The sequence below is a fragment of the Desulfolutivibrio sulfodismutans DSM 3696 genome (assembly GCF_013376455.1).
GTDB classification, from domain to species: Bacteria; Desulfobacterota; Desulfovibrionia; order Desulfovibrionales; family Desulfovibrionaceae; genus Desulfolutivibrio; species Desulfolutivibrio sulfodismutans.
The window spans coordinates 3,745,108-3,764,007 of the sequence record NZ_CP045504.1 but is presented as its reverse complement, the minus strand read 5'-3'; the positions used below and the strand labels follow the sequence as shown (position 1 = coordinate 3,764,007).

Annotated in this window: 16 protein-coding genes; 10 read left to right on the top strand and 6 right to left on the bottom strand. The window is 65.3% G+C overall.

Annotated features, from left to right (window positions below):
• The first annotated feature begins 174 nt into the window (after positions 1-174).
• On the top strand, positions 175-2,868 hold the full coding sequence (locus GD606_RS17210) for a bifunctional acetate--CoA ligase family protein/GNAT family N-acetyltransferase (RefSeq protein WP_163302266.1): 2,694 nt from the start codon (positions 175-177) through the stop codon (positions 2,866-2,868).
• Here the strand turns inward: GD606_RS17210 and GD606_RS17205 are convergent.
• The 5 genes from GD606_RS17205 to GD606_RS17185 all read right to left on the bottom strand — a co-directional run bounded on the left by GD606_RS17205 (position 2,835) and on the right by GD606_RS17185 (position 8,294).
• A complete protein-coding gene (locus tag GD606_RS17205) occupies positions 2,835-3,233 on the bottom strand; it encodes a response regulator (RefSeq protein WP_163302267.1) in 399 nt (132 codons plus the stop codon). The two genes, GD606_RS17210 and GD606_RS17205, sit on opposite strands and share 34 nt — an antisense overlap.
• A gap of 43 nt (positions 3,234-3,276) precedes the next feature.
• A complete protein-coding gene (locus GD606_RS17200) occupies positions 3,277-5,352 on the bottom strand; it encodes a chemotaxis protein CheA (protein WP_246298865.1) in 2,076 nt (691 codons plus the stop codon).
• The gene (locus tag GD606_RS17195) at positions 5,349-5,666 is read right to left on the bottom strand and encodes an STAS domain-containing protein (protein ID WP_163301459.1); all 318 of its coding nucleotides are present in this window, start codon (positions 5,664-5,666) and stop codon (positions 5,349-5,351) included. Before GD606_RS17195 ends, GD606_RS17200 begins: the two co-directional genes overlap by 4 nt.
• A gap of 137 nt (positions 5,667-5,803) precedes the next feature.
• A complete protein-coding gene (locus GD606_RS17190) occupies positions 5,804-6,373 on the bottom strand; it encodes a chemotaxis protein CheW (protein ID WP_163301460.1) in 570 nt (189 codons plus the stop codon).
• Between the two features lie 127 nt (positions 6,374-6,500).
• Positions 6,501-8,294, bottom strand: coding sequence for a methyl-accepting chemotaxis protein (locus GD606_RS17185; protein ID WP_163301461.1), 1,794 nt, complete (start codon positions 8,292-8,294; stop codon positions 6,501-6,503).
• Positions 8,295-9,125: 831 nt separating this feature from the next.
• Here GD606_RS17185 and GD606_RS17180 point away from each other — a divergent pair.
• Positions 9,126-9,638, top strand: a complete 513-nt coding sequence (locus GD606_RS17180) for a MarR family winged helix-turn-helix transcriptional regulator (protein ID WP_163301462.1) — start codon at positions 9,126-9,128, stop codon at positions 9,636-9,638.
• A gap of 306 nt (positions 9,639-9,944) precedes the next feature.
• Here the strand turns inward: GD606_RS17180 and GD606_RS17175 are convergent, their stop codons facing one another.
• A complete protein-coding gene (locus GD606_RS17175) occupies positions 9,945-12,014 on the bottom strand; it encodes an elongation factor G (RefSeq protein WP_163301463.1) in 2,070 nt (689 codons plus the stop codon).
• A gap of 265 nt (positions 12,015-12,279) precedes the next feature.
• Between GD606_RS17175 and GD606_RS17170 the strand changes: the two genes are divergently transcribed.
• From GD606_RS17170 to GD606_RS17135, 8 genes are all read left to right on the top strand, one after another.
• Positions 12,280-13,308, top strand: a complete 1,029-nt coding sequence (locus GD606_RS17170; protein WP_163301464.1) for a ParB/RepB/Spo0J family partition protein — start codon at positions 12,280-12,282, stop codon at positions 13,306-13,308.
• A complete protein-coding gene (locus tag GD606_RS17165; RefSeq protein WP_163301465.1) occupies positions 13,298-14,497 on the top strand; it encodes an SPL family radical SAM protein in 1,200 nt (399 codons plus the stop codon). Before GD606_RS17170 ends, GD606_RS17165 begins: the two co-directional genes overlap by 11 nt.
• Positions 14,494-14,991, top strand: a complete 498-nt coding sequence (locus GD606_RS17160; protein ID WP_163301466.1) for a spore germination protein — start codon at positions 14,494-14,496, stop codon at positions 14,989-14,991. Before GD606_RS17165 ends, GD606_RS17160 begins: the two co-directional genes overlap by 4 nt.
• Before the next feature lie 70 nt (positions 14,992-15,061).
• A complete protein-coding gene (locus tag GD606_RS17155) occupies positions 15,062-15,511 on the top strand; it encodes a DUF3859 domain-containing protein (RefSeq protein WP_211922123.1) in 450 nt (149 codons plus the stop codon).
• A gap of 243 nt (positions 15,512-15,754) precedes the next feature.
• Positions 15,755-16,168 carry an SxtJ family membrane protein gene (locus GD606_RS17150; protein ID WP_163301468.1) on the top strand — a complete coding sequence of 138 codons (414 nt, stop codon included), beginning with the start codon at positions 15,755-15,757 and terminating at the stop codon, positions 16,166-16,168.
• Positions 16,169-16,316: 148 nt separating this feature from the next.
• A complete protein-coding gene (locus tag GD606_RS17145) occupies positions 16,317-16,466 on the top strand; it encodes a DUF5989 family protein (protein ID WP_170304569.1) in 150 nt (49 codons plus the stop codon).
• A gap of 11 nt (positions 16,467-16,477) precedes the next feature.
• Positions 16,478-18,343 carry a carbamoyltransferase family protein gene (locus tag GD606_RS17140; RefSeq protein ID WP_163301469.1) on the top strand — a complete coding sequence of 622 codons (1,866 nt, stop codon included), beginning with the start codon at positions 16,478-16,480 and terminating at the stop codon, positions 18,341-18,343.
• Positions 18,344-18,371: 28 nt separating this feature from the next.
• A complete protein-coding gene (locus GD606_RS17135) occupies positions 18,372-18,809 on the top strand; it encodes a hypothetical protein (RefSeq protein WP_246298864.1) in 438 nt (145 codons plus the stop codon).
• Positions 18,810-18,900 lie beyond the last annotated feature (91 nt).

Below are 18,900 nucleotides of genomic sequence, written 5' to 3'. Positions count from 1 at the left end.
GCCGCCCATTCTCGGCCGACGTCCGGCGGGCAGGTTCCCGGAAACATCCATGCCCACGCCAAACGCCCGACCGGACCATCCGCCCGCCGAAGACCCCGCCGTACCCGGCCCGGCCGCCGCTTCGCGCCGTGACGCCGCACCCACCGCCCCCCGGGCGTCCCTGCGAGGTCCGGCATGAGCATCAGCAATCTCGATTCCCTTTTCAAGCCCAACTCCGTGGCGGTCATCGGGGCCACAGGCGAACCCGGCCATGTGGGCTCGGTGATCATGAAAAATCTCCTGGCCGGGAAGTTTCTGGGCCCGGTCATGCCCGTGAACCCGGCCCTGGACGCCGTGGCCGGGGTGCTTTCCTACAAGTCCGTAGACACCATGCCGCTCACCCCGGACCTGGGGGTCATCTGCACGCCCCCCGAGACCGCCCCCGAGGCCATCAAGGATCTGGGCAAGCGCGGCACCCGCGCCGCCCTGGTCATCTCCCCGGGCTACAACAAGCTCTCCCGGCCGGACAAAAAGGCCCTGCAGCAGCGCATGCTCGACGCCGCCACGCCCTACGGGGTGCGCATCCTGGGCCCGAGCGGCCTGGGGCTGATCATCCCGGGCATCGGGCTCAACTGCTCCCTGGCCTCCTCGGACGCCAAACCCGGGCGCATCGCGTTCATTTCCCAGTCCGCCTCGCTTTTTACGGCGGTTCTGGACTGGGCCGGGACCAAGGGCATCGGCTTTTCCTATATCGTTTCCCTGGGCGACCGGGCCGACCTCAAATACGGCGACATCATCGACTACTTGAGTTCCGACCCCAACACCCGCTCCATCCTGCTCTATGTGGAGTCCGTGACCGACGCGCGCTCGTTTATGAGCGCCTCCCGGGCGGCGGCCCGCAACAAGCCCGTTTTAGTCATCAAACCCGGCCGCAAACTCTGGACGGTGCATCCCCCGGGACCGGAAGAAGGACGCGACGAGGTGTACGACGAGGCCTTTCGCCGGGCGGGCATGCTGCGGGTGTTTGAGATCGACGCCCTGTTCGACGCGGCCCAGACCCTGGCCCGCTCAAGGCCCCTTCGCGGCGACCGGCTGGCCATTTTGACCAACGGCGGCAGCGTGGGCATGATGGCCGCCGACTCCCTTCTGGCCGGAGGCGGCAAGCTGGCGGAATTTTCCGACGACACCAGGACCGCCCTGGACGGGGCGCTTGGGCCCAACTGGCTGCGCGACAGCATCATCGATTTGGGCTTCGACGCCGAGGCCGGGCACTACGAAAAGGCCCTGCGCATCCTGTTGAAGGAGCCGGGCGTCAACGCCATCCTGATCATCCACGTGCCCTTCGCCACGGTTCCCGGGGTGGAGGCGGCCAAGGCGGCGGCCCTGGTCCTGGGGAAATCCAGCCGCACGGTCCTGGCCTGTTTCATGGGCTTCGACCAGTCCGGCGAGGAGGTGCGCGTGCTCACGGCGGCCGGCATCCCCACCTACGAGACCCCGGACAAGGCCGTGGGGGCCTTTGTGCATCTGGTGCGGCACCGCCGCAACCAGGAACTGCTCATGGAGATGCCCGCCTCCCTGCCCACGGAATTTTATCCCGACCTGGACGCGGCCAAGGCCGTGGTCGAGGCGGCCATCGCCGACGGCCGCGAGGACTTGAGCGAACCCGAGGCCAAGGCCGTCCTGGCCGCCTACGGGGTTCCGGCCATCGCCTCCCGGGTGGCTGTCGACGCCGCCGACGCCGTGGCCCAGGCCGACCTGCTGGGCTATCCCGTGGCCATCAAGATTTCCTCGCCGGACATCCCCCAGCCCTTCGATGTGGGCGGCATCGCCCTGGATCTGGAGACCCCCGTGGCCGTGCGTGAATCCGCCGAGGCCATGCTGGCCCGGGTGGCCCGGATCAGGCCCCAGGCCCGGGTGGCGGGGTTCATCGTGCAGGAGATGGGACGGCGCGTGGGGGCCCGGGAGCTTTTCATCAAGGCCCGGGTGGACCCGGTGTTCGGGCCCTACGTGGTCTTCGGCCAGGGCGGGCTGGCCGGACGGGCCACCCAGGACGCGGCCGTGGCTCTGCCGCCCCTCAACATGTCCCTGGCCCGGGATCTCATCTTCCGCACCCGGGTGGCCGCCTCCCTGACGGGCACCGAGGCCGACGCCGGGGCGGACCTGGACGCCATCTGCCTGACCCTGGTGCAGGTGGCCCAGATCATCACCGACGTGGACCGCGTCAGCGCCATCGACGTCAATCCGCTTTTGGCCGATGAGAAGGGCGTGTTGGTGCTGGGGGCCCGGGTGCGGGCCGACGCCTCGCGCGAGCCCGACCCCCACCGGCTGGCCATCCGGCCCTATCCCAGGGAACTTGAGGAATGCACGGTTTTAAAAACCGGACGCAAGGTGCTTCTGCGGCCCATCCGCCCCGAGGACGAACCGGCCCATTTCGATTTCTTCAAACGCCTGTCGCCCGAGGATCTGCGTTTTCGGTTTTTCGGCGTGGTGCGTGAGCTGTCGCACATGGAGATGGCCCGGCTGACCCAGATCGACTACGAACGGGAAATGGCCTTTATCGCCACGGCCGAGGACGAATCCGGCAAGCCCGAGACCCTGGGCGTGGTGCGGGCCTCCACCCAGCCCGACAATTCCTCGGCCGAATTCGCCATCATCGTGCGTTCGGACCAAAAGGGCGCGGGCCTGGGCCGCATGCTCATGGAGAAAATGATCCGCTACTGCCGCGAACGCGGCACAAAGGTGTTGTGCGGCCAAGCCCTGCTGGAAAACGGCGGCATGCAGGGCTTGGCCCACAAGCTGGGGTTCGACGTTTCCAAAAACTTCGACGAGGAAGTGGCCGAGATGCGCCTGGACCTTCAGGCCCCCACGCCCAGCTTGCCCAAGACCTGAAACAGGTGGTCGCGGTCGATGGGCTTGGGCACGTAGGCCGTGGCCCCGCCGCGATAAAACGCCTCCACCACGTTTTTGGGGTCGGACAAGGCGGTGATCATCACCACCTTGGTTTCTCCGCCCTTGCCCTCGCCTGCGGCGGTCTCCATGCCGCGAATCCGGCGCAGCACCTCCTGCCCGTCCATGCGCGGCAAAAGGATGTCCAGGCAGACCAGGTCGTAGGGTTCGCCCTGGGAAAAGGCCTTTCCGAAAACCGCAATCCCCTCCTCGCCGTCAGCGGCCAGATCGCACTGCCCGAATTCGGACAAAATGGAATGCAAAACGTCGCGGCTGGTCGCATCGTCTTCCACCACCAGAATCTTCATGCACCACTCCTGCCCGGGCCGCCACGTCGAGGCCCCAAAAAATTCACTCCGCCGTCGCGGCGTGGGACGCCGCAAAGTCCACCAGACGAGGGATATCCAGGATCAGCGAAATGCTTCCGTCGCCGTTGATGGTCGTGCCTGTGATAAAATTGACGTTTTTATACATCTCGTCAAGGCTCTTTATCACGGCCTGCTGCCTCCCGACAACCCGGTCCACGGCCAACCCGACCTCCACGCCGTCCACCTCGGCCACCACCACCCGCTCGAAGTCGGGCCGGGGTTCGCGGATGCCGAAGAGGGCCCGCAGGCTTACGCATGGCAACATCTTGCCCATACGCTCGATGATGTCCACGGTTTTCCGGTTCTCGCCGGGAATCCGTTCCTGGAAGCCGCGCAGGGCCGTCAGCGGCACGATGTAGGAGCCCTGGCCGATGACCACGCAAAAGCCGTCGATGATGGCCAGGGTCAGGGGCAGCCGGATGGTCAGGGAGGTGCCCCGGCCCGGTTCGCTGTCGATGTCCACTGAGCCGCGCAGGGCCTCCAGGGCGCGCTTGACCACGTCCATGCCCACCCCCCGGCCCGAGAGATCCGAAACGGCCTCGGCCGTGGAAAAACCCGGCTCGAAGATGAGGTTGTAAAGCTCCCGGCGGTCGGGCTCGGCGTCCGGGGCCAAAAGGCCCTTGGCCTGGGCCTTGCGCTTGATTTTCTCCGCATCGAGCCCCCGGCCGTCGTCGGAAACCCGCAGCACCACCTCGCCGCCCACATGTCCGGCCCACAGGCGCACCAGTCCGCGCCGGGCCTTGCCAGCCCGCTCCCGGTCCCCGGGGATTTCCACGCCGTGGTCCAGGCTGTTGCGCAGGATATGCACCAGGGGATCCTTGAGGCGGTCGATGACCGTCTTGTCCATCTCCGTGTCCCCGCCCTCGGCAACGAAGTCCACGTCCTTGCCGAGCGAGGCGCTCACGTCGCGCACCAGACGGCGCAGGTTGCCGTACATGGTGCCGATGGGCAGCATGCGCAGCCCCAGGGCGTTGTCGCGCATCTCGTCCGTGAGGCGCTCCAGATCCTCGGCGATCTGGGCCAGGGAGGACCGGTCCAGGGCCTGGTTCACGGCCTGGGACAGGCGGGACTGGATGATGACCATCTCCCCGACCATGGTCACCAACCGGTCCAGGCGTCCCGAGTCCACCCGGATGCTGGACGTTCCCGGGGTGTGCGACACGGCCTCGCGGGGTTTGCCCGACTTTCGCATGGCCAGCTTCTCGGCCAGAAAACCGCGCAACAGCCCGGGCAGGGCACCCACCTCATGGGCCGGATCGCGAACCATCTCGGCCAACTGCTCCAGATCTCCGCCCCGGAGCCGACCCTCGCCGATTTTTTCCAGATGCACGGCGACCCCGTCATCCACAAAGAGAAACACCCCCCGGATGGCCTCTTCTCCCGAGTCCGTAACCAGAATCACATCCCAGAATCCGTGCGGCCTTTCCGGGTCGTAGCTCTCCAGGGGTTCGCTGGGCCCCTGATGGTAGATCACGGCATGCTGCCCAAGGCCCGCCAGTTCCTCCACGAGCCCCAGGGGGTCGCAGCCGGTGGCGAAACTGTCTGCGGCCGGGGTGTAGCGGACCCAGTAGGTCGCCACAGGCCCTGCCGGAATATGCGCCGCCTCCCCGTCCCCCGCCCCCCCGGATCCGGCCGGAAGGTCGGCCCCAGGCGAACCGGGTGAACCGGGCGAACCGGACATGCCGGGCACCCCGGACAGCCGGGCCAGGATGGCGTCGGAAGCCGCCGCCAGATCGCCGCCGTCGGGGCTGGTGTCCAGCAAGGCCTGGATATGGTCCTTGGCCACAAGCCCCAGGCCCAGCAACTCCGGGCTCAGCGGCAGCTCGCCGCTGCGGGCCTTGTCGAAAGCGGTTTCCAGGTCGTGGGTGAACCGGGCGATCTCCGTAAACCCGAACATGGCCCCGGACCCCTTGATGGTATGCAGGTTCCGGAACACCCGGGCCACACTGGGGGTATGGCCCGGGTCGGACTCGAGCTCAAGAAGGGCCTCTTCCAGTTTCGCCAACAGTTCCCGGGCCTCTTCCAGAAAGGTCTGGGCCGGATCGTTTTCCAGCATCATGATGACATGTCCTTGGCGTTTCCCGGGGCCTGATTCACGGCGTCCGCCCGGGGAGGGCGCAACTCGGCAAGACCCGTCCATGCCGCCGCCTGCTCCAGATGTTCGGGAATATCCGGCAAAATGACAAGGTCCACGCCCTGGCTCGAAAATCCCTGGCGCGCGGCCCACAGCAGTTCGAAAAGGGACAGGTCGGCCCGGGTGACCCCCGCCAGGCTGACCTGGGTGGGTTCCCCCCCGGCCAGGGCGTTTTGCAACAGGTCTTTTATGGTCCGGGCCACAGCCACCGTGCAGTCGCCGTCGAGATCGATGCGCATGAATCGTCCTCCCGTCTGCGGCCGCCGCCTGGCCGGGGGACTTCGGAGGCGCCCCTTGCGGGACGCCGTCCGGGGAAGCCCCACGGTCGCTCATACGCGACGCGGCCGATATGGCGAATGTTCAAGGGACGCAAGACTTACGCCGCCGGGTTGGCGGGAACGGCTTCAGGGGGGAAGCCGCCCGCTGAGCCAGCGGCCTTCCCGGGCGCGTCGTCGCCATGACGGGCGCCAAGTCCGTCCAGGGCCAGGATCTCGTCCGTGGTGAAGACCTTTTCCGCGTCGAGGATGAGCAAAAACCGCTCCCCGTGGCGGGCGATGCCCCGGATGAAATCGGCCTTGACGCCGGTGCCCATGCGCGGCGGCGGATCGATCCTGTCGGTCTCGATCTCCAGCACCTCCTTGACGGCGTCGGCGATGGCCCCGATGGCCGCGCTGCCGTCCCCCCGGGCGATCTCCAGGATCACGATGCGGGTGTTGAGCGTCCGCTCGGCGGCGGGCATGCCGAATTTCAGGCGCAGATCCACCACAGGCACGGCGCTGCCGCGCACGTTGACCACGCCGCGCATGTATTCCGGGGTCTGGGGGATGCGCGTGATCTCGGTCATGTCCAGGATCTCGCGCACGGAATAGATGTCCAGGGCGAAGTGCTCTTTATCCAGATTCAGCGTCAGGAACCGCTCGGTTCCGCCGCGTTGTTCCTCATTCATGGCCTGCCTCCGGTTTCAGGATGCGATGATCAACCCCTTGCCAGGGTTCGTCGCCGGACGCCACGCGTCCGGCGGTGCGCCGACCGTCCGGGACGGACGCTTCCGTGCGCCGCCCCGTGAGGCGTCCCTAATACCGGTCGAAGGCCTGATCGTCGTCATCCCCCTCGGCCGACTCCAGGCGCAGCTTGACCGAAGACCTTCCTGGCGCCGCAGGCCGCCTGGGCTGGACCTGGGGCTTTCCCCGTCCCTTGGCGGAGGTCGCGTGCGGGATGGCCTTCATGGTCCGGGCCACAGCGGTGTTGTCCGTCGCAAAAAAGGCGATGGAGGCCTGGAGCTGTTCGGCCTGGGCCGAGAGCTCCTCGGAGGTGGAGGCCAGTTCCTCGGACGCGGCGGCGTTTTGCTGGATGACCTGATCGAGCTGCTGCAGGGCCTTATTGACCTGGGCGGCCCCGGAACTCTGCTCATGGCTGGCGGCGGCGATCTCCTGCACCAGGTCGGCGGTCTTCTGGATGTCGGGCACCAGCTTTTGCAGAAGCGTCCCGGCCCGCTCGGCCACGGAGGTGGAGTCGGCGGAGAGCTTGTTGATCCCGGCGGCCGCGCCCTGGCTGCGTTCGGCCAGTTTGCGCACCTCGGAGGCCACCACGGCGAATCCCTTGCCGTGTTCCCCGGCCCGGGCGGCCTCAACTGCCGCGTTTAGGGCCAGAAGGTCGGTCTGGCGGGCGATTTCCTCAATGATGGAGATCTTTCCGGCGATCTCCTTCATGGCCGCCACGGTCTTGGTCACGGCCTCGCCGGATTCCTTGGCGTCCTGGGCGGCCTTGGCGGCGATGGATTCGGTCTGGCGGGCGTTATCGGCGTTCTGGTTGATGGAGGAGGACATCTGTTCCATGGACGAGGAGCATTCCTCCACCGAGGCGGCCTGTTCGGACGCGCCCTGGGACAGGGTCTCGGAACTGGCGCTCATCTCCTCGCTGCCCGAGGCCACGTTCTCGGCCCCGGCCTGGACCTCGCCCACGATTTCCGTGAGTCTGCCGATCATCTCGGCGATGGCCCGCATGAGGGTGTCCTTGTCGGAGCGTTCGGCCACCTTGATGCGCAGGTCGCCTTCAGCCAAAAGCCCGAACTTCTGGGCCACGTCTCCCTCGGCCGCGGCCACGGCGCGCATGGCGTCGGCCAAAACGCCCACCTCGTCCTTCTGATCGATGGCGAGTGCGCCGCTCAAATCGCCCTTGGAGAGGGACAGGCCGAAATCGGCGCACTGCTTGATGCCCTTGGAGATCATGCGCGACAGCACGATGCCGATGAGCATGCCCACAAGCACGGCGCAGCCGATGAGGATGTACATGACATTTCGTGACTGCTGGTAGACAACGTCACTCTCCTCTGCCGATTTTTTGGCCATGTCCCTGTTGGTCTGGGCCAGCTCCCCCAACAATTCGTCGGGGGCGGCCCCGAGCTTGGCCGCCGTACCAAGCATATGGTCGATGGCCCCGTCCTTGTCCCCGGCCAGGGCCAGTTCCGGAATTTTTACCGCCGAGGTCCGGTAGGCCTCAAAGGCCGTGCGGAACTTGGCCAGGACATCCTTCTCTTTTTCCGACCGGTTTCCTGCGGCGTAGTCGTCGAGGGATTTTTTGATGTTCGTGACGTTCTCTTCAATGCGCTTGTTGTAGGTCTCCATTTCGGCCCTGTCTCTGGAGATGACCAGCCGGTAATGGTTTCGGGCAAACTTGATCAGTTCGATGTTGGCCTCGTCGATCTGCAGGATGGGAACAAGGTTGCCGGTGTACAGGCCGTCGAGCATGCCGTTGATCATGCCCATATTCGCCACGCCGAGATATCCCACCCCACCCATGAGCAGAAGCAACAGAATGTAGCTGGAGAGAAGCTTGGTGCCGATCTTGAGATTTTTGAGCCACTGCATGCGACAACCCTCCTGAAAAAACCGTTTCGCCGCCGGAACCCCTGCGGCCTTCTTTTCAGGTTTCCAGGCCTTTCAGCCACGCCCGGCCGAAAGGCCCACCCCTGAGGACATCCCCTCCACACCACCATGGCACGGCCGTTTCGAGATCCTTCCTCTTCCCCTTCAGCAACACCCGCCCGGCGGCCGCCGCCCGGTATCGTCCACCTGATTCCCTTCGCCTCCGCCCCCTCTGGCTGATCACTCTGGTTTCCCTTCCCTGGAAACCGACTACCGCCAAACGCCATTTTCATTTTGAAAAATTGTGGGAAATTTCACATATGAAGGCCTCAAGCAGATGCCTCCGAAAAGAAAAAACAGGCCCAGTCCGTCGCATGAAGATGTCAAACATACACGTTCACTGTATTTTTCCGTCATACACGGAATGCTATGGCAAACGCTGGATTTGATCCTTATCGTTGAATCAGGACACTCAAGGAACATTAAACGATTACTGAAATGGTAAATTTCTCAAAATCTCATACTTGGTTGTTTTAAAACTGGATTCGACAAACAGATATGTACCAATTCTGAACGAATTACCATCGCAACTCCGCCATCATTCCATCGTAACCCTGTTCTCCTTGGATTCATATTGTTCCTCTCACCTTCTCTCAACTCTATGTCAAGCATTTTGTAAATAAAATCTTCATATACTAGCGCCGTACAACTTCTGAACAAACAAACGCCTGGACTTCTGTTCTCTCGGATTTTAATGTTTCACGGTTTTGTTAATTCACACGACACATTCCGGTCAGCTCTTTGGCCAAACCACAAGAAGTTGCATATACAACAATGCCCATGGAACAGAACGATTCTATCCAAAATGAAACACTGCTGTGTCTGACGGCCTGGGCCTCCAGGGCCATGATCGCCGACCTCAACCGCCGCCTCCACGAGACGGGCCTGCGGGTGACCATGGAGCAATGGCGCGCCCTGTGCCATCTCGGCGACCGGGAGGGCCTCACCCAAAATGAACTGGCCGCCCTGTTGCTCCAGGAAAAAACCAGCGTCAGCCGCCTGCTGACCGGCATGCAGCGGCGCGGCTACGTGGCCCGGGAAACCCATGCCCACGACGGACGGTGCAACCGGCTGCTCATTACGGACATGGGGAGGGACGTATTGGAAAAAGGATGTTTCCTGGCGCGATTGACCCTGTTTGCGGCAGAGGCCGAGGTCTCGCCTGACGAATTGGACACCTGTCGCCGGGTGTTGTCCCGGATCGTCCACAATCTGCGCGGGCAGCCCCCGTCGCAGCCCCCGCAGGCCCCGCAGTCCCAGGACGAGGCCGCCTACGCCCCGGTCTGACACGGGGAGCTTGCCCCGTGTCGGGCAGGCGCCGTTCGCGAAACGCCCGCTCTCGGCCATGGCCGCATAAGGGCGACAGTGCACCTGAACGCCCTCAGGCATCCCGGGGCGTGTCCTCGAACGCGGCGCGTCCGAATCCTCAAGGCCATGCCGCAGCATGCTTTCCCTTCTCCAAAGACCGACATGCTCTTCACGGCCCGCCCCCCCCGCCGCCTTCTCTGCGCCCAAAAAACACGCGCCCCCGCCGGAACAAGTCCGACAGGGGCGCGTGGCGCAAAAGCGGTTCGCCGTGCGGCGAGGGGTCCGCTATTCCTCTTTCTTCTTGTGGTCGGCGATGACCTTTTCGGCAATGGGCGGCGGGCATTCCTCATAGCTGGCGAAGACCATGGTGAAGGCCCCCTGGCCGCCGGTCATGGAGCTTAAGGCCTTGCCGTATTCCTGCATCTCGGCCATGGGCACGTGGGCCTGGATCTCGGTGATGCCACCCGTGGAGTCGCTGCCCAGCACCTTGCCCCGGCGGCTGGACAGATCGCCGATGATGTCGCCCATGTTCTCGTCCGGGCAGCTCACCGTGACCGTGACGATGGGTTCCAGAAGCGACATTTTGAGCTTCTCGCAGGCCGCCTTGAAGGCCAGGGAACCCGCGATCTTAAACGCCATTTCCGAGGAATCCACCGTGTGGAACGATCCGTCGAAGACCGTGGCCCGAAAATCCACCAGCGGGAACCCGGCCAGATAGCCCCTGGCCGCCGATTCCTGGATGCCCTTGTCCACGGCCGGGATGTACTGCCGGGGGATGGCCCCGCCCACGATGGCGTCCACGTATTCGTAGCCTTCGCCCCGGTTCCGGTGCTCGAAGCGCACGAAGCAGTCCCCGAACTGGCCCCGGCCGCCGGTCTGCTTCTTGTGGCGGCCCTGCACCTCCACCTTGCCCCTGAAGGTCTCGCGGTAGGGAATCTTGGGGGCCTTGAGCACCGGCTCCACCTTGAAGCGGCGCCGGGCCTTCTCCACCGCCGTCTCCAGGTGGGACTGGCCCATGCCCGAGATCAGGATGTCCCCGGTCTCCTCGTCGCGCGACAAGGTCAGCGTCACGTCCTCGCTCAGGAGCTTGCCCATGGCCGCGAACACCTTGTCCTCGTCGCCCTTTTCCGCCGGGGCCAGGGCGTAAGAACTCATGGGCGCGGGCAGGGCGGGTTTCGCCAGCACAAAGGGCTTTTTCTCATCGGAAAGCGTGTCCCCCGTGGCCGTGTCCTTGAGCTTGGCCAGGGCCACCACGGACCCGGGGCCCATGGGCTCCTTGGAGATGGTCGTCTCCTTGCCAAGCGGCAGAAGGATCTGTCCGGCCCGCTCCTTGACGTCCTTGGCCACATTTTGCAAAGCGGCGTCCGGGGCCAGGGTGCCCGTGAGCACCCGGACCATGGACAACTGCCCGGCAAAGGGATCGTAAAGGGTCTTGAACACGAAGGCGGCCACGGGTTCGTCCGGGCCCACCTTGCGCGTGGTTCCGTCCTCGCCGGTTATGGTCTTTTCCCCTGCGCAGCAGTCCAGGGGGCCGGGGAAGTAATTTTCCACCGCCGCCAGAAGCCGGACGCCGCCCATGCCCTTAAGCGCCGCGCCGGTGCACACGGGATAGAGCTGGCCGCAGATGACCGCCTGGCGCACGGCGACCTGCATCTCCTCCATGGAGAGCTCGCCGCCCTCCAGGTAGCGCTCCATGAGCTCATCGTCACACACGGCGATCTCCTCCACCGTGGTGTCGCGAAGGTGTGCCACCTCGTCCTGCATGTCGGCCGGGATCGGGGCCTCGGTCTGGCCGCCCTTGTCGTCGAACAGGTAGGCCTTGTTTTCGAGGATGTTCACCACGCCCTTGAAATTTTCCTTCTCGCCGATGGGAATGTTTTGCAGATACGGCTTGACCCCGAGTTTTTCCCGTATGCCGGTTAAGGCCATGTTGAAATCGGCCCGGTCGCGGTCCATTTTGTTGATGAAAAAAATGGTGGGCAGACCAAGCTTGGCCACCTCGCCCCACAGCTTCTTGGTCAGGGGCTTGACCCCGTCCACGGCGTCCACAACAAAGACCACCGCGTCCACGGCCTTAAGCAGATAGGGCAGGTCGCCGTTGAAGTTGCCGTCGCCCGGGGTGTCGATGAGGAAATGGCGGTTCTTGTTGAAGGAGAAGGCGGCGATGCCGGGCTGGGTGCTGCCCCGGCGCTTGATCTCCTCGGGCTCGTAGTCGAGCGCCGTGGTCCCTTCCTCGATCTTCCCCAGGCGGCTTACAGCCCCGGCGTTGAAGAGCAGCATTTCGGCCACGGACGTCTTGCCGCATCCGCCGTGGCCGACCAGCGCATAGGTTCTTTGCTTGCTTAGGTCCGACATTCCCATCTCCCTTTGCTGCGTTAGGGGTTGAGGGGCCGCAGGAAACGGTGATGACGCCCGCCGTCCGCCCTGCGGTTTCCGCAGTGGCTGCCGACGCCCAAGGTCGTGTTCGCGTCGGCCCAACACCCGCATTCAGCGGGATTTTTCCGGTTGCCTCGCCGAATATTGGTTTTCCACGAGTTTCGGGATATACGGACAGGCGTCATCCAATGTCAAGATCGTAACAATTGAGAATCCCCGCGCTTTCCATAAGGACACAAACACCGTGCAGCATCTCGCCATCCATCCCCGGGACGCGGACGTCTCGGGCGAGTCCCTTTTTTGGGACAACCCGCCCCACGAGGCGCTGGCCCGCTCCCTGGCCGAGATGGGCCAACTGGTCCCGGCCCTGGCCGAAATCGTGGACGACCGGCCGCGCATCCTGGCCGGACGGGCCCGGGTTTTGGCCCTGCGCCGCCTCCCCGGACGCACCCTGGACGCCCGGATCATCGCCTGGCCCGGCCCCGATTGCGGGCACAGCCCCGAGGTCTGGCGTGGGCTGGTCTACCTGGCCTCCAACATGGGCCGCGCCATCGACGAGGCCATGCTGGTCAAGGCCGGACGCTATTTTTCGGCTTTTGTCCCGGCGCCCGAGTTTGTGCGGCTGGCCGGGCCGTACCTGGGACCGGCCCTGGCCTCCGGGTCGCGCCGCCTGACGGACTGGCTGTCGCTGCCCGAAAAGGCCGACGAACTGCTTTTCACCGGGACCGTGCCCCTGGCCGGGGCGCAGGCCCTGGCCGGAATGGACCGGGAGGATCTCGACGCCCTGTGGCCGTGGCTCACCGCCGCCCGCTGGTCGGCCAACACCCTGGCCCGGTTCGTGACCCCGCTGCGCGAGGCCGCCCGGGCCTCGGGGCGATCCCTGTCCGAGACGGCCGACACGGCCCTGGCCGGGGTGGGCGCGGATCAGGGGTTGTCCCCCAACGACCTCATCGCCCGGCTGTCCGCCGCCGCCAAGAGCGCCCGCTACCCCGTGCTCACGGACCTTGAGGAGCGCTTCGCCGCCCTGTCCCGGGGCATCAGCCGGGGCACGGCATTCACCCTGCATCCCTCGCGGGGCTTCGAGTCCGACGCCGTGACCCTGGAACTGCGGGCCGCGGACGCCGCGACCCTGCGCCAGGCCGCCGCCGACCTGGCCCGCATGGCCGCACACCCGGACTGGCAGGCCCTGTGGTCCCTGGCCCGGGGCCAGGAGGCGCACGACGCTTCCCCGGGCGGCGACGGGGGCGGCGACAGGAACGGCCATGAGGCCTGACCTCCCGGCCGCTCCGGTCGCCGCCTGGGGCATCCGGGCCGTGGTCGCGGACGCGGCCGTGGCCGACTCGGCCATGGCCCGGCGCGTGCGGGAGCGCCTGCCCCATGTCCCCTTCACCGTGGCCGATCCGCCGGGCGAATCTGCGTCCGGCCGCAGGCCGCCGACGAACCTTGCGGACCCGGCGACGGCGGCCGACAGTGCTCCCGGGGCTCCCGGGACGGCCGTTGAGGACGTGGGCCCGGGCCGCGTGCTGCGGCTTTCCGCCCACCGGGGGCGGTTTCTTCGGCCCTGTCCCGGGGCCAAAAGCTACCGCTGCTGCGGCTACCGCATCGTGCACATCGGCGAGGGCTGCCCCATGGACTGCACCTACTGCATCTTAAAGGCCTACCTGCGCACGGACGATCTGCGGGTGTTCGCCAATACGCCGGACATGTTTTCCGAACTGGGCGATATTTTCGGCCGCGACCGGTCGCGGCGGTTCCGGGTGGGCACCGGGGAGTTCGCCGATTCCCTGGCGCTGGAATCCCTCACCGGCCACACCCATGAGATCCTGGATTTTTTGCGCGAGTTCGACAACGTGGTCCTGGAACTCAAGACCAAGACCGACGACACCTCCTGGATGGCCGCCGAGCCCAGACCGGACCGGGTGCTGGCGGCCTTTTCGGTGAACGCCCCGGCCATCGTGGCCGCCCAGGAACGGGGCGCGCCGCCCCTGTCGGCCCGGCTGGCCGCCGCCCGCAAGGCCGCCCGGGCCGGATTCGGGGTCTGCCTGCACTTCGACCCCATCGTGCCCCACCCCGGCTGGGAGGCGGGCTACGCCGCGACCGTGGACATGATCGCCTCGTTTCTGCGGCCCAAGGACATCGTCTACATCAGCCTGGGCTCCTTGCGTTTTCTGCCCGATCTGCCCGCCGGGCTGGCTGCTGCGGGCATCCTCCCGGACTATTACCTCAATGAATTCGTGACCGACCTGGACGGAAAACGCCGCCTGGCGCGGCCCCTCCGGGTGCGCCAACTCAGCCATGTGGCCGGGCTTTTGCGAAAATGCGGACTTGCGGGAAAACTCTATTTGTGTATGGAATCCGACGAAGTGTGGAAAGCGGTGTTCGGCACGACGCCGGACGGCTTCGGCGGTCTGGCGCGGCGGCTCATGGAACAGGCCTTTGCCCAAAGGCGCGGCGAACCATGATCGATTACAGCGAGATTCTCCCCCGGCTGGAAAAGGCCCTGGGGATGCGCTATCGCGACAACCCGGACATCCTGAATGTCCCGGGCACGTCCGTGGCCTGCAAGGTGGATCCCTTCGCCTATGTGGCCCCGCGACCGGCCTTTGTGGCCTTTTTGGCCAAATGGGCCGCAACGCCCCTGGCGGTCACCGAAGAGACCCTGGTGCGCACGGGAAATCTTCTGGTGGACGCCGCGCATGCCCGCCTGGACGGTCCCGTGGCCATCCTGACGGACGGTTCGCCCCGGGTCATGCGTATGCCGATTGATGTCGTGCCGGCCTCCTTCATCGACCGGGCCGTGATGCTCTACGGCGGCGAACAGAGCCCGCTTCCGGTCTCCAGGCTGCGCGTGCTCCTTTCGGAAAAGGCCCGGATCGACGCCTTTTTTTCGGGCAAGACCCCGCTTTTGGACGTGGCCTACGCCGCCCCGGGCGGCGCTGGCGTGGACATGCCTTGACAGACGTCCGGCATTTCGTTTGACTCCCTTGATTCGATGCGGACCCCAAGGAGGTTTCTCCGTGAAACGTATGTTGCTCGTGCTCCCGATCCTGACCCTGTTTCTGGCTTCCTGCTCCGGCTTCAATCTGTTCGGCGGCGACGAGCCCCCACCCCCTCCCGATTCCATCGAGATCGTGGATTTCGGCATCTATGACGGCAACACCCTGACGCTTCAGACCGAGGCCGTGCCCAAAAAGCTCGGCACCACCTTCGGGTTCCGCTTCCAGGTCAAAAAACCCGAGGGCGGGCAGGCCGCCATCCGCATCATCACCACCTCGCCGGGCATGATCAACCCGGCCAAGAAAGAGGTGGAATTCAAGACCGAGACCACCGACACCGTGCAGGTGGGCGTCCAGTACAACTGCATCTTCACCTTCGAGCAGGAATGGGAAATGGTCAGCGGGGACTGGACTCTGGAGGTTGCGGCCGAGGACGGCTCCACGGCGAAAAAGACCTTCCAGGTCTACAATCCGCAATAAGCGTCGCTTCCGCAGCGCAGCCGCACATCCGCCGTCCCCGCCGGGAACGGCCGATGTGCGGCCGCGCCCGGGTCGCCATCCCATCGAAAATCCCGCCGCCACGGGCGCTCCAGAGACAGCTTGACGCCCGCGCCCGCCGAAAGGTAGGAATGCGCGGCCTTGCGGCGTATGGCATAGGCTTCGGCGCGTGGCCGGATGCGCTCTCATTTTTTCGTAACCTCCCGGCTCGGACGGCATACCACCATGGATACGATGAAAAAGCCCCCCAAGGGCTCGTTTTGGACAAAGGCCACCACGGCCCAGGCCCGGGACACGGGCATGGCCATGGTGCTCATCTGTCTTTTGTTCGCCTGGATCGGCGGCTACCGGGCCATGCTGCCCACGGCCATCCTGGTCCTTTTGGTGAACATGATCTCCCCCGGTGTCTACAAGCCCCTGGCCCGGGTCTGGTTCGGCCTGTCCCACGTCCTGGGAACGGTCATGTCCAAGGTCATCCTCTCCCTGGCCTTTTTCCTGGTGCTGACGCCCATGGGGCTTTTGCGCAAGGCCCTGGGCAAGGACAGCCTGCATATCGCCTGCTGGAAAAAGGGTACGGAGTCGGTGTTCCGGGTCCGCGACCACACCTTTACGGCCGCAGACATCGAGCAGCCTTTTTGACGGCGTCGCCCTTCGGGCCACAGGCCTGCCGCTCCAACCGGAGACGTCGGCCGACTGTTTTTTTTGCGGGCGAAACCTTTTTTTGACCATGTGACGACACTCCCGCGCCGCCCGTAACGGACGCGCCGCGAGGACATCCGGAGGCCATATGGAATTTTTGCGAGAATTGTGGGGCTTTTTGCGGGTCAGAAAAAAATTCTGGCTTCTGCCCATCATCCTGACCCTGTTGCTTTTCGGCGCACTGGTGGTCTTGACCAGCGGCTCGGCCGTGGCCCCTTTCATCTACACCCTGTTCTAGCCGAAACCGACATGCCCGAATACATCCTTGGCATCTCCGCCTATTACCACGACAGCGCCGCCGCGCTTTTGCGCGACGGCCAGATCGTGGCTGCGGCCCACGAAGAGCGGTTCACCCGCAAAAAGCACGACCCGGCCTTCCCGGCCAAAGCCGGGGCCTATGTCCTGGCCGAGGCCGGAATCAGCCTGCCCGAGGTGGCGGCCGTGGTCTTTTACGACAAGCCCTACCTCAAGTTCGAGCGGCTGCTCGAGACCTACCACGGGTTCGCGCCCATGGGACTGCCGAGCTTTTTGTCGGCCATCCCGGTGTGGATCAAGGAAAAGCTCTTCATGCGCAAGATGCTGCGCGAGGAGCTGGCCAAGCTTGGGCCCGGCAAGCCGCGCATCCTTTTTCCCGAACACCACCTCTCCCATGCCGCCAGCGCCTTCTATCCCTCTCCGTTCGACGAGGCCGCCATCCTGACCGTGGACGGCGTGGGCGAATGGGCCACCACGGCCATCGCCCACGGCAAGGGCAAAGACATCACGTTTCTGCGCGAGCTGGATTTCCCACACTCCCTGGGGCTTCTGTATTCCGCCTTCACCTACTACTGCGGCTTCAAGGTCAATTCCGGGGAATACAAGCTCATGGGCCTGGCCCCCTACGGCATTGAGGGCGGGGCCCGGGTGGAAGGCTACAAGAAGGCCATCCTGGACGAGATCGTGGATCTTCGGGACGACGGGTCCATGCTGCTCAACATGGACTTTTTCAACTACGCCACGGGCCTGACCATGACCCGCGACGCCAGGTGGGAGGCGGCTTTCTCCCTGCCGCGCCGCGAACCCGAGAGCGAGCTCGGCCAGGAGCACATGGATCTGGCCCTGGCCATCCAGCAGGTCACGGAAGAGGCGGTCCTGCGTCTGGCCAAAACCGCCCGCGACCTGACCGGCTGCCGCCACCTGACCATGGCCGGCGGCGTGGCCTTAAACTGCGTGGCCAACGGCAAGCTTCTGCGCTCGGGACTTTTCGACGACATCTGGATCCAGCCCGCCGCAGGCGACGCAGGCGGGGCCGTGGGCGCGGCCATGGCCGCTTGGCACATCTGGATGGGCAAGGACCGCACCCCCCTGCCCAAAGGGGCCCTGGACCGCATGCGCGGCTCCTACCTCGGCCCCAGATTCACCACGGCCGACGTCAAGCGACTGGCCAGCCGCCGCCAGGCCCCCTTCACCCGCTTCGAGGATTTCGACGCCCTGTGCGACACGGTCTGCGCCCATCTGGCCGCCGGACACGCCGTGGGCTGGTTTCAGGGACGCATGGAATACGGCCCCCGGGCCCTGGGCGGCCGCAGCATCCTGGGCGACCCGCGCCATCCCGAGATGCAGAAAAAGCTCAACCTCAAGATCAAATACCGCGAAGGATTCCGGCCCTTTGCCCCCTCTGTCCTGGCTGAAAAGGTCTCGGAGTGCTTCGAACTGGATCGCCCGTCGCCCTATATGCTCCTGGTGGCCCCGGTGGCCGAGGCCCTGCGCAAACCCCTGCCCGAGGGCTATTCCCAAAAGCCCATGTTCGAGAGGCTTTATGTGGAGCGGTCCACGCTTCCGGCCATCACCCATGTGGACTTCTCGGCCCGGGTACAGACCGTGCATCGCCAGACCAATGAACGCTACTGGCGGCTCATCTCCCGCTTCAACGAACGCGAGGGCTGCCCCGTGGTGGTCAACACCAGCTTCAACGTGCGCGGCGAACCCATCGTCTGCACCCCCGAAGACGCCTACCGCTGCTTCATGCGCACGGAGATGGACCATCTGGTCATCGGCGACTGCCTGTTCAGCAAGGCCGACCAGCCCGCCTGGGCCGAGACCGAAGACTGGCGCGACGAATACGAGCTGGATTGACGCCCGCGCCGATACGCACGGAGGCCGCATGTCCCGAGCCCTTTTCCGGTCCCTTTTGCGCCCCCTTTCCAGGCTGACGCGTGTCGCCCTGACCCTGGCCGTTCTGCTGGCGGGCCTGGCCGCCGTGCCGGGCCTGCCCTCCCCGGCCGCCGCCTTCGACGAACAGGCCGTGATGGAGTGCGCCTTCATCCGGGCCTTGTCCATGGCCACCTGCAAACCGCCCGAGGAATTCCAGTTCATGGGCGTGCGCGACGGCACCTACGTCTACAACGTCCATTTCGGTTCCCATTTCACCGAGTTCTACATCCAGGTGAACGAGAATCTGGCCATCATCACCAGCAAGTCCTGGCACGGCCGCATGGCCTCGGCCGAGATCATCCGCGACTACACCAACGGCTGCATCGACCTGGACATGAAACCGGCCCCCTGCTCGCCGCTCAAAAACGCCCGGTGCTGCGGCAAATAGCCGTCCCCGCCGCCCCATGACCACGGCCCGCCCACAGGCCCCTTCCCGGACGCTTCGTCCCCGGCCCGTCGGCCCCTTGGCCGCATCCGAA

Coding starts and splice junctions, on each gene's coding strand:
- GD606_RS17160 (WP_163301466.1), top strand. CDS start 14,494: ATGATCGATTACAGCGAGATTCTCCCCCGGCTGGAAAAGGCCCTGGGG.
- GD606_RS17200 (WP_246298865.1), bottom strand. CDS start 5,352: ATGATGCTGGAAAACGATCCGGCCCAGACCTTTCTGGAAGAGGCCCGG.
- GD606_RS17155 (WP_211922123.1), top strand. CDS start 15,062: ATGTTGCTCGTGCTCCCGATCCTGACCCTGTTTCTGGCTTCCTGCTCC.
- GD606_RS17185 (WP_163301461.1), bottom strand. CDS start 8,294: ATGCAGTGGCTCAAAAATCTCAAGATCGGCACCAAGCTTCTCTCCAGC.
- GD606_RS17190 (WP_163301460.1), bottom strand. CDS start 6,373: ATGAATGAGGAACAACGCGGCGGAACCGAGCGGTTCCTGACGCTGAAT.
- GD606_RS17180 (WP_163301462.1), top strand. CDS start 9,126: ATGCCCATGGAACAGAACGATTCTATCCAAAATGAAACACTGCTGTGT.
- GD606_RS17205 (WP_163302267.1), bottom strand. CDS start 3,233: ATGAAGATTCTGGTGGTGGAAGACGATGCGACCAGCCGCGACGTTTTG.
- GD606_RS17145 (WP_170304569.1), top strand. CDS start 16,317: ATGGAATTTTTGCGAGAATTGTGGGGCTTTTTGCGGGTCAGAAAAAAA.
- GD606_RS17210 (WP_163302266.1), top strand. CDS start 175: ATGAGCATCAGCAATCTCGATTCCCTTTTCAAGCCCAACTCCGTGGCG.
- GD606_RS17140 (WP_163301469.1), top strand. CDS start 16,478: ATGCCCGAATACATCCTTGGCATCTCCGCCTATTACCACGACAGCGCC.
- GD606_RS17165 (WP_163301465.1), top strand. CDS start 13,298: ATGAGGCCTGACCTCCCGGCCGCTCCGGTCGCCGCCTGGGGCATCCGG.
- GD606_RS17175 (WP_163301463.1), bottom strand. CDS start 12,014: ATGTCGGACCTAAGCAAGCAAAGAACCTATGCGCTGGTCGGCCACGGC.
- GD606_RS17195 (WP_163301459.1), bottom strand. CDS start 5,666: ATGCGCATCGATCTCGACGGCGACTGCACGGTGGCTGTGGCCCGGACC.
- GD606_RS17150 (WP_163301468.1), top strand. CDS start 15,755: ATGGATACGATGAAAAAGCCCCCCAAGGGCTCGTTTTGGACAAAGGCC.
- GD606_RS17135 (WP_246298864.1), top strand. CDS start 18,372: ATGTCCCGAGCCCTTTTCCGGTCCCTTTTGCGCCCCCTTTCCAGGCTG.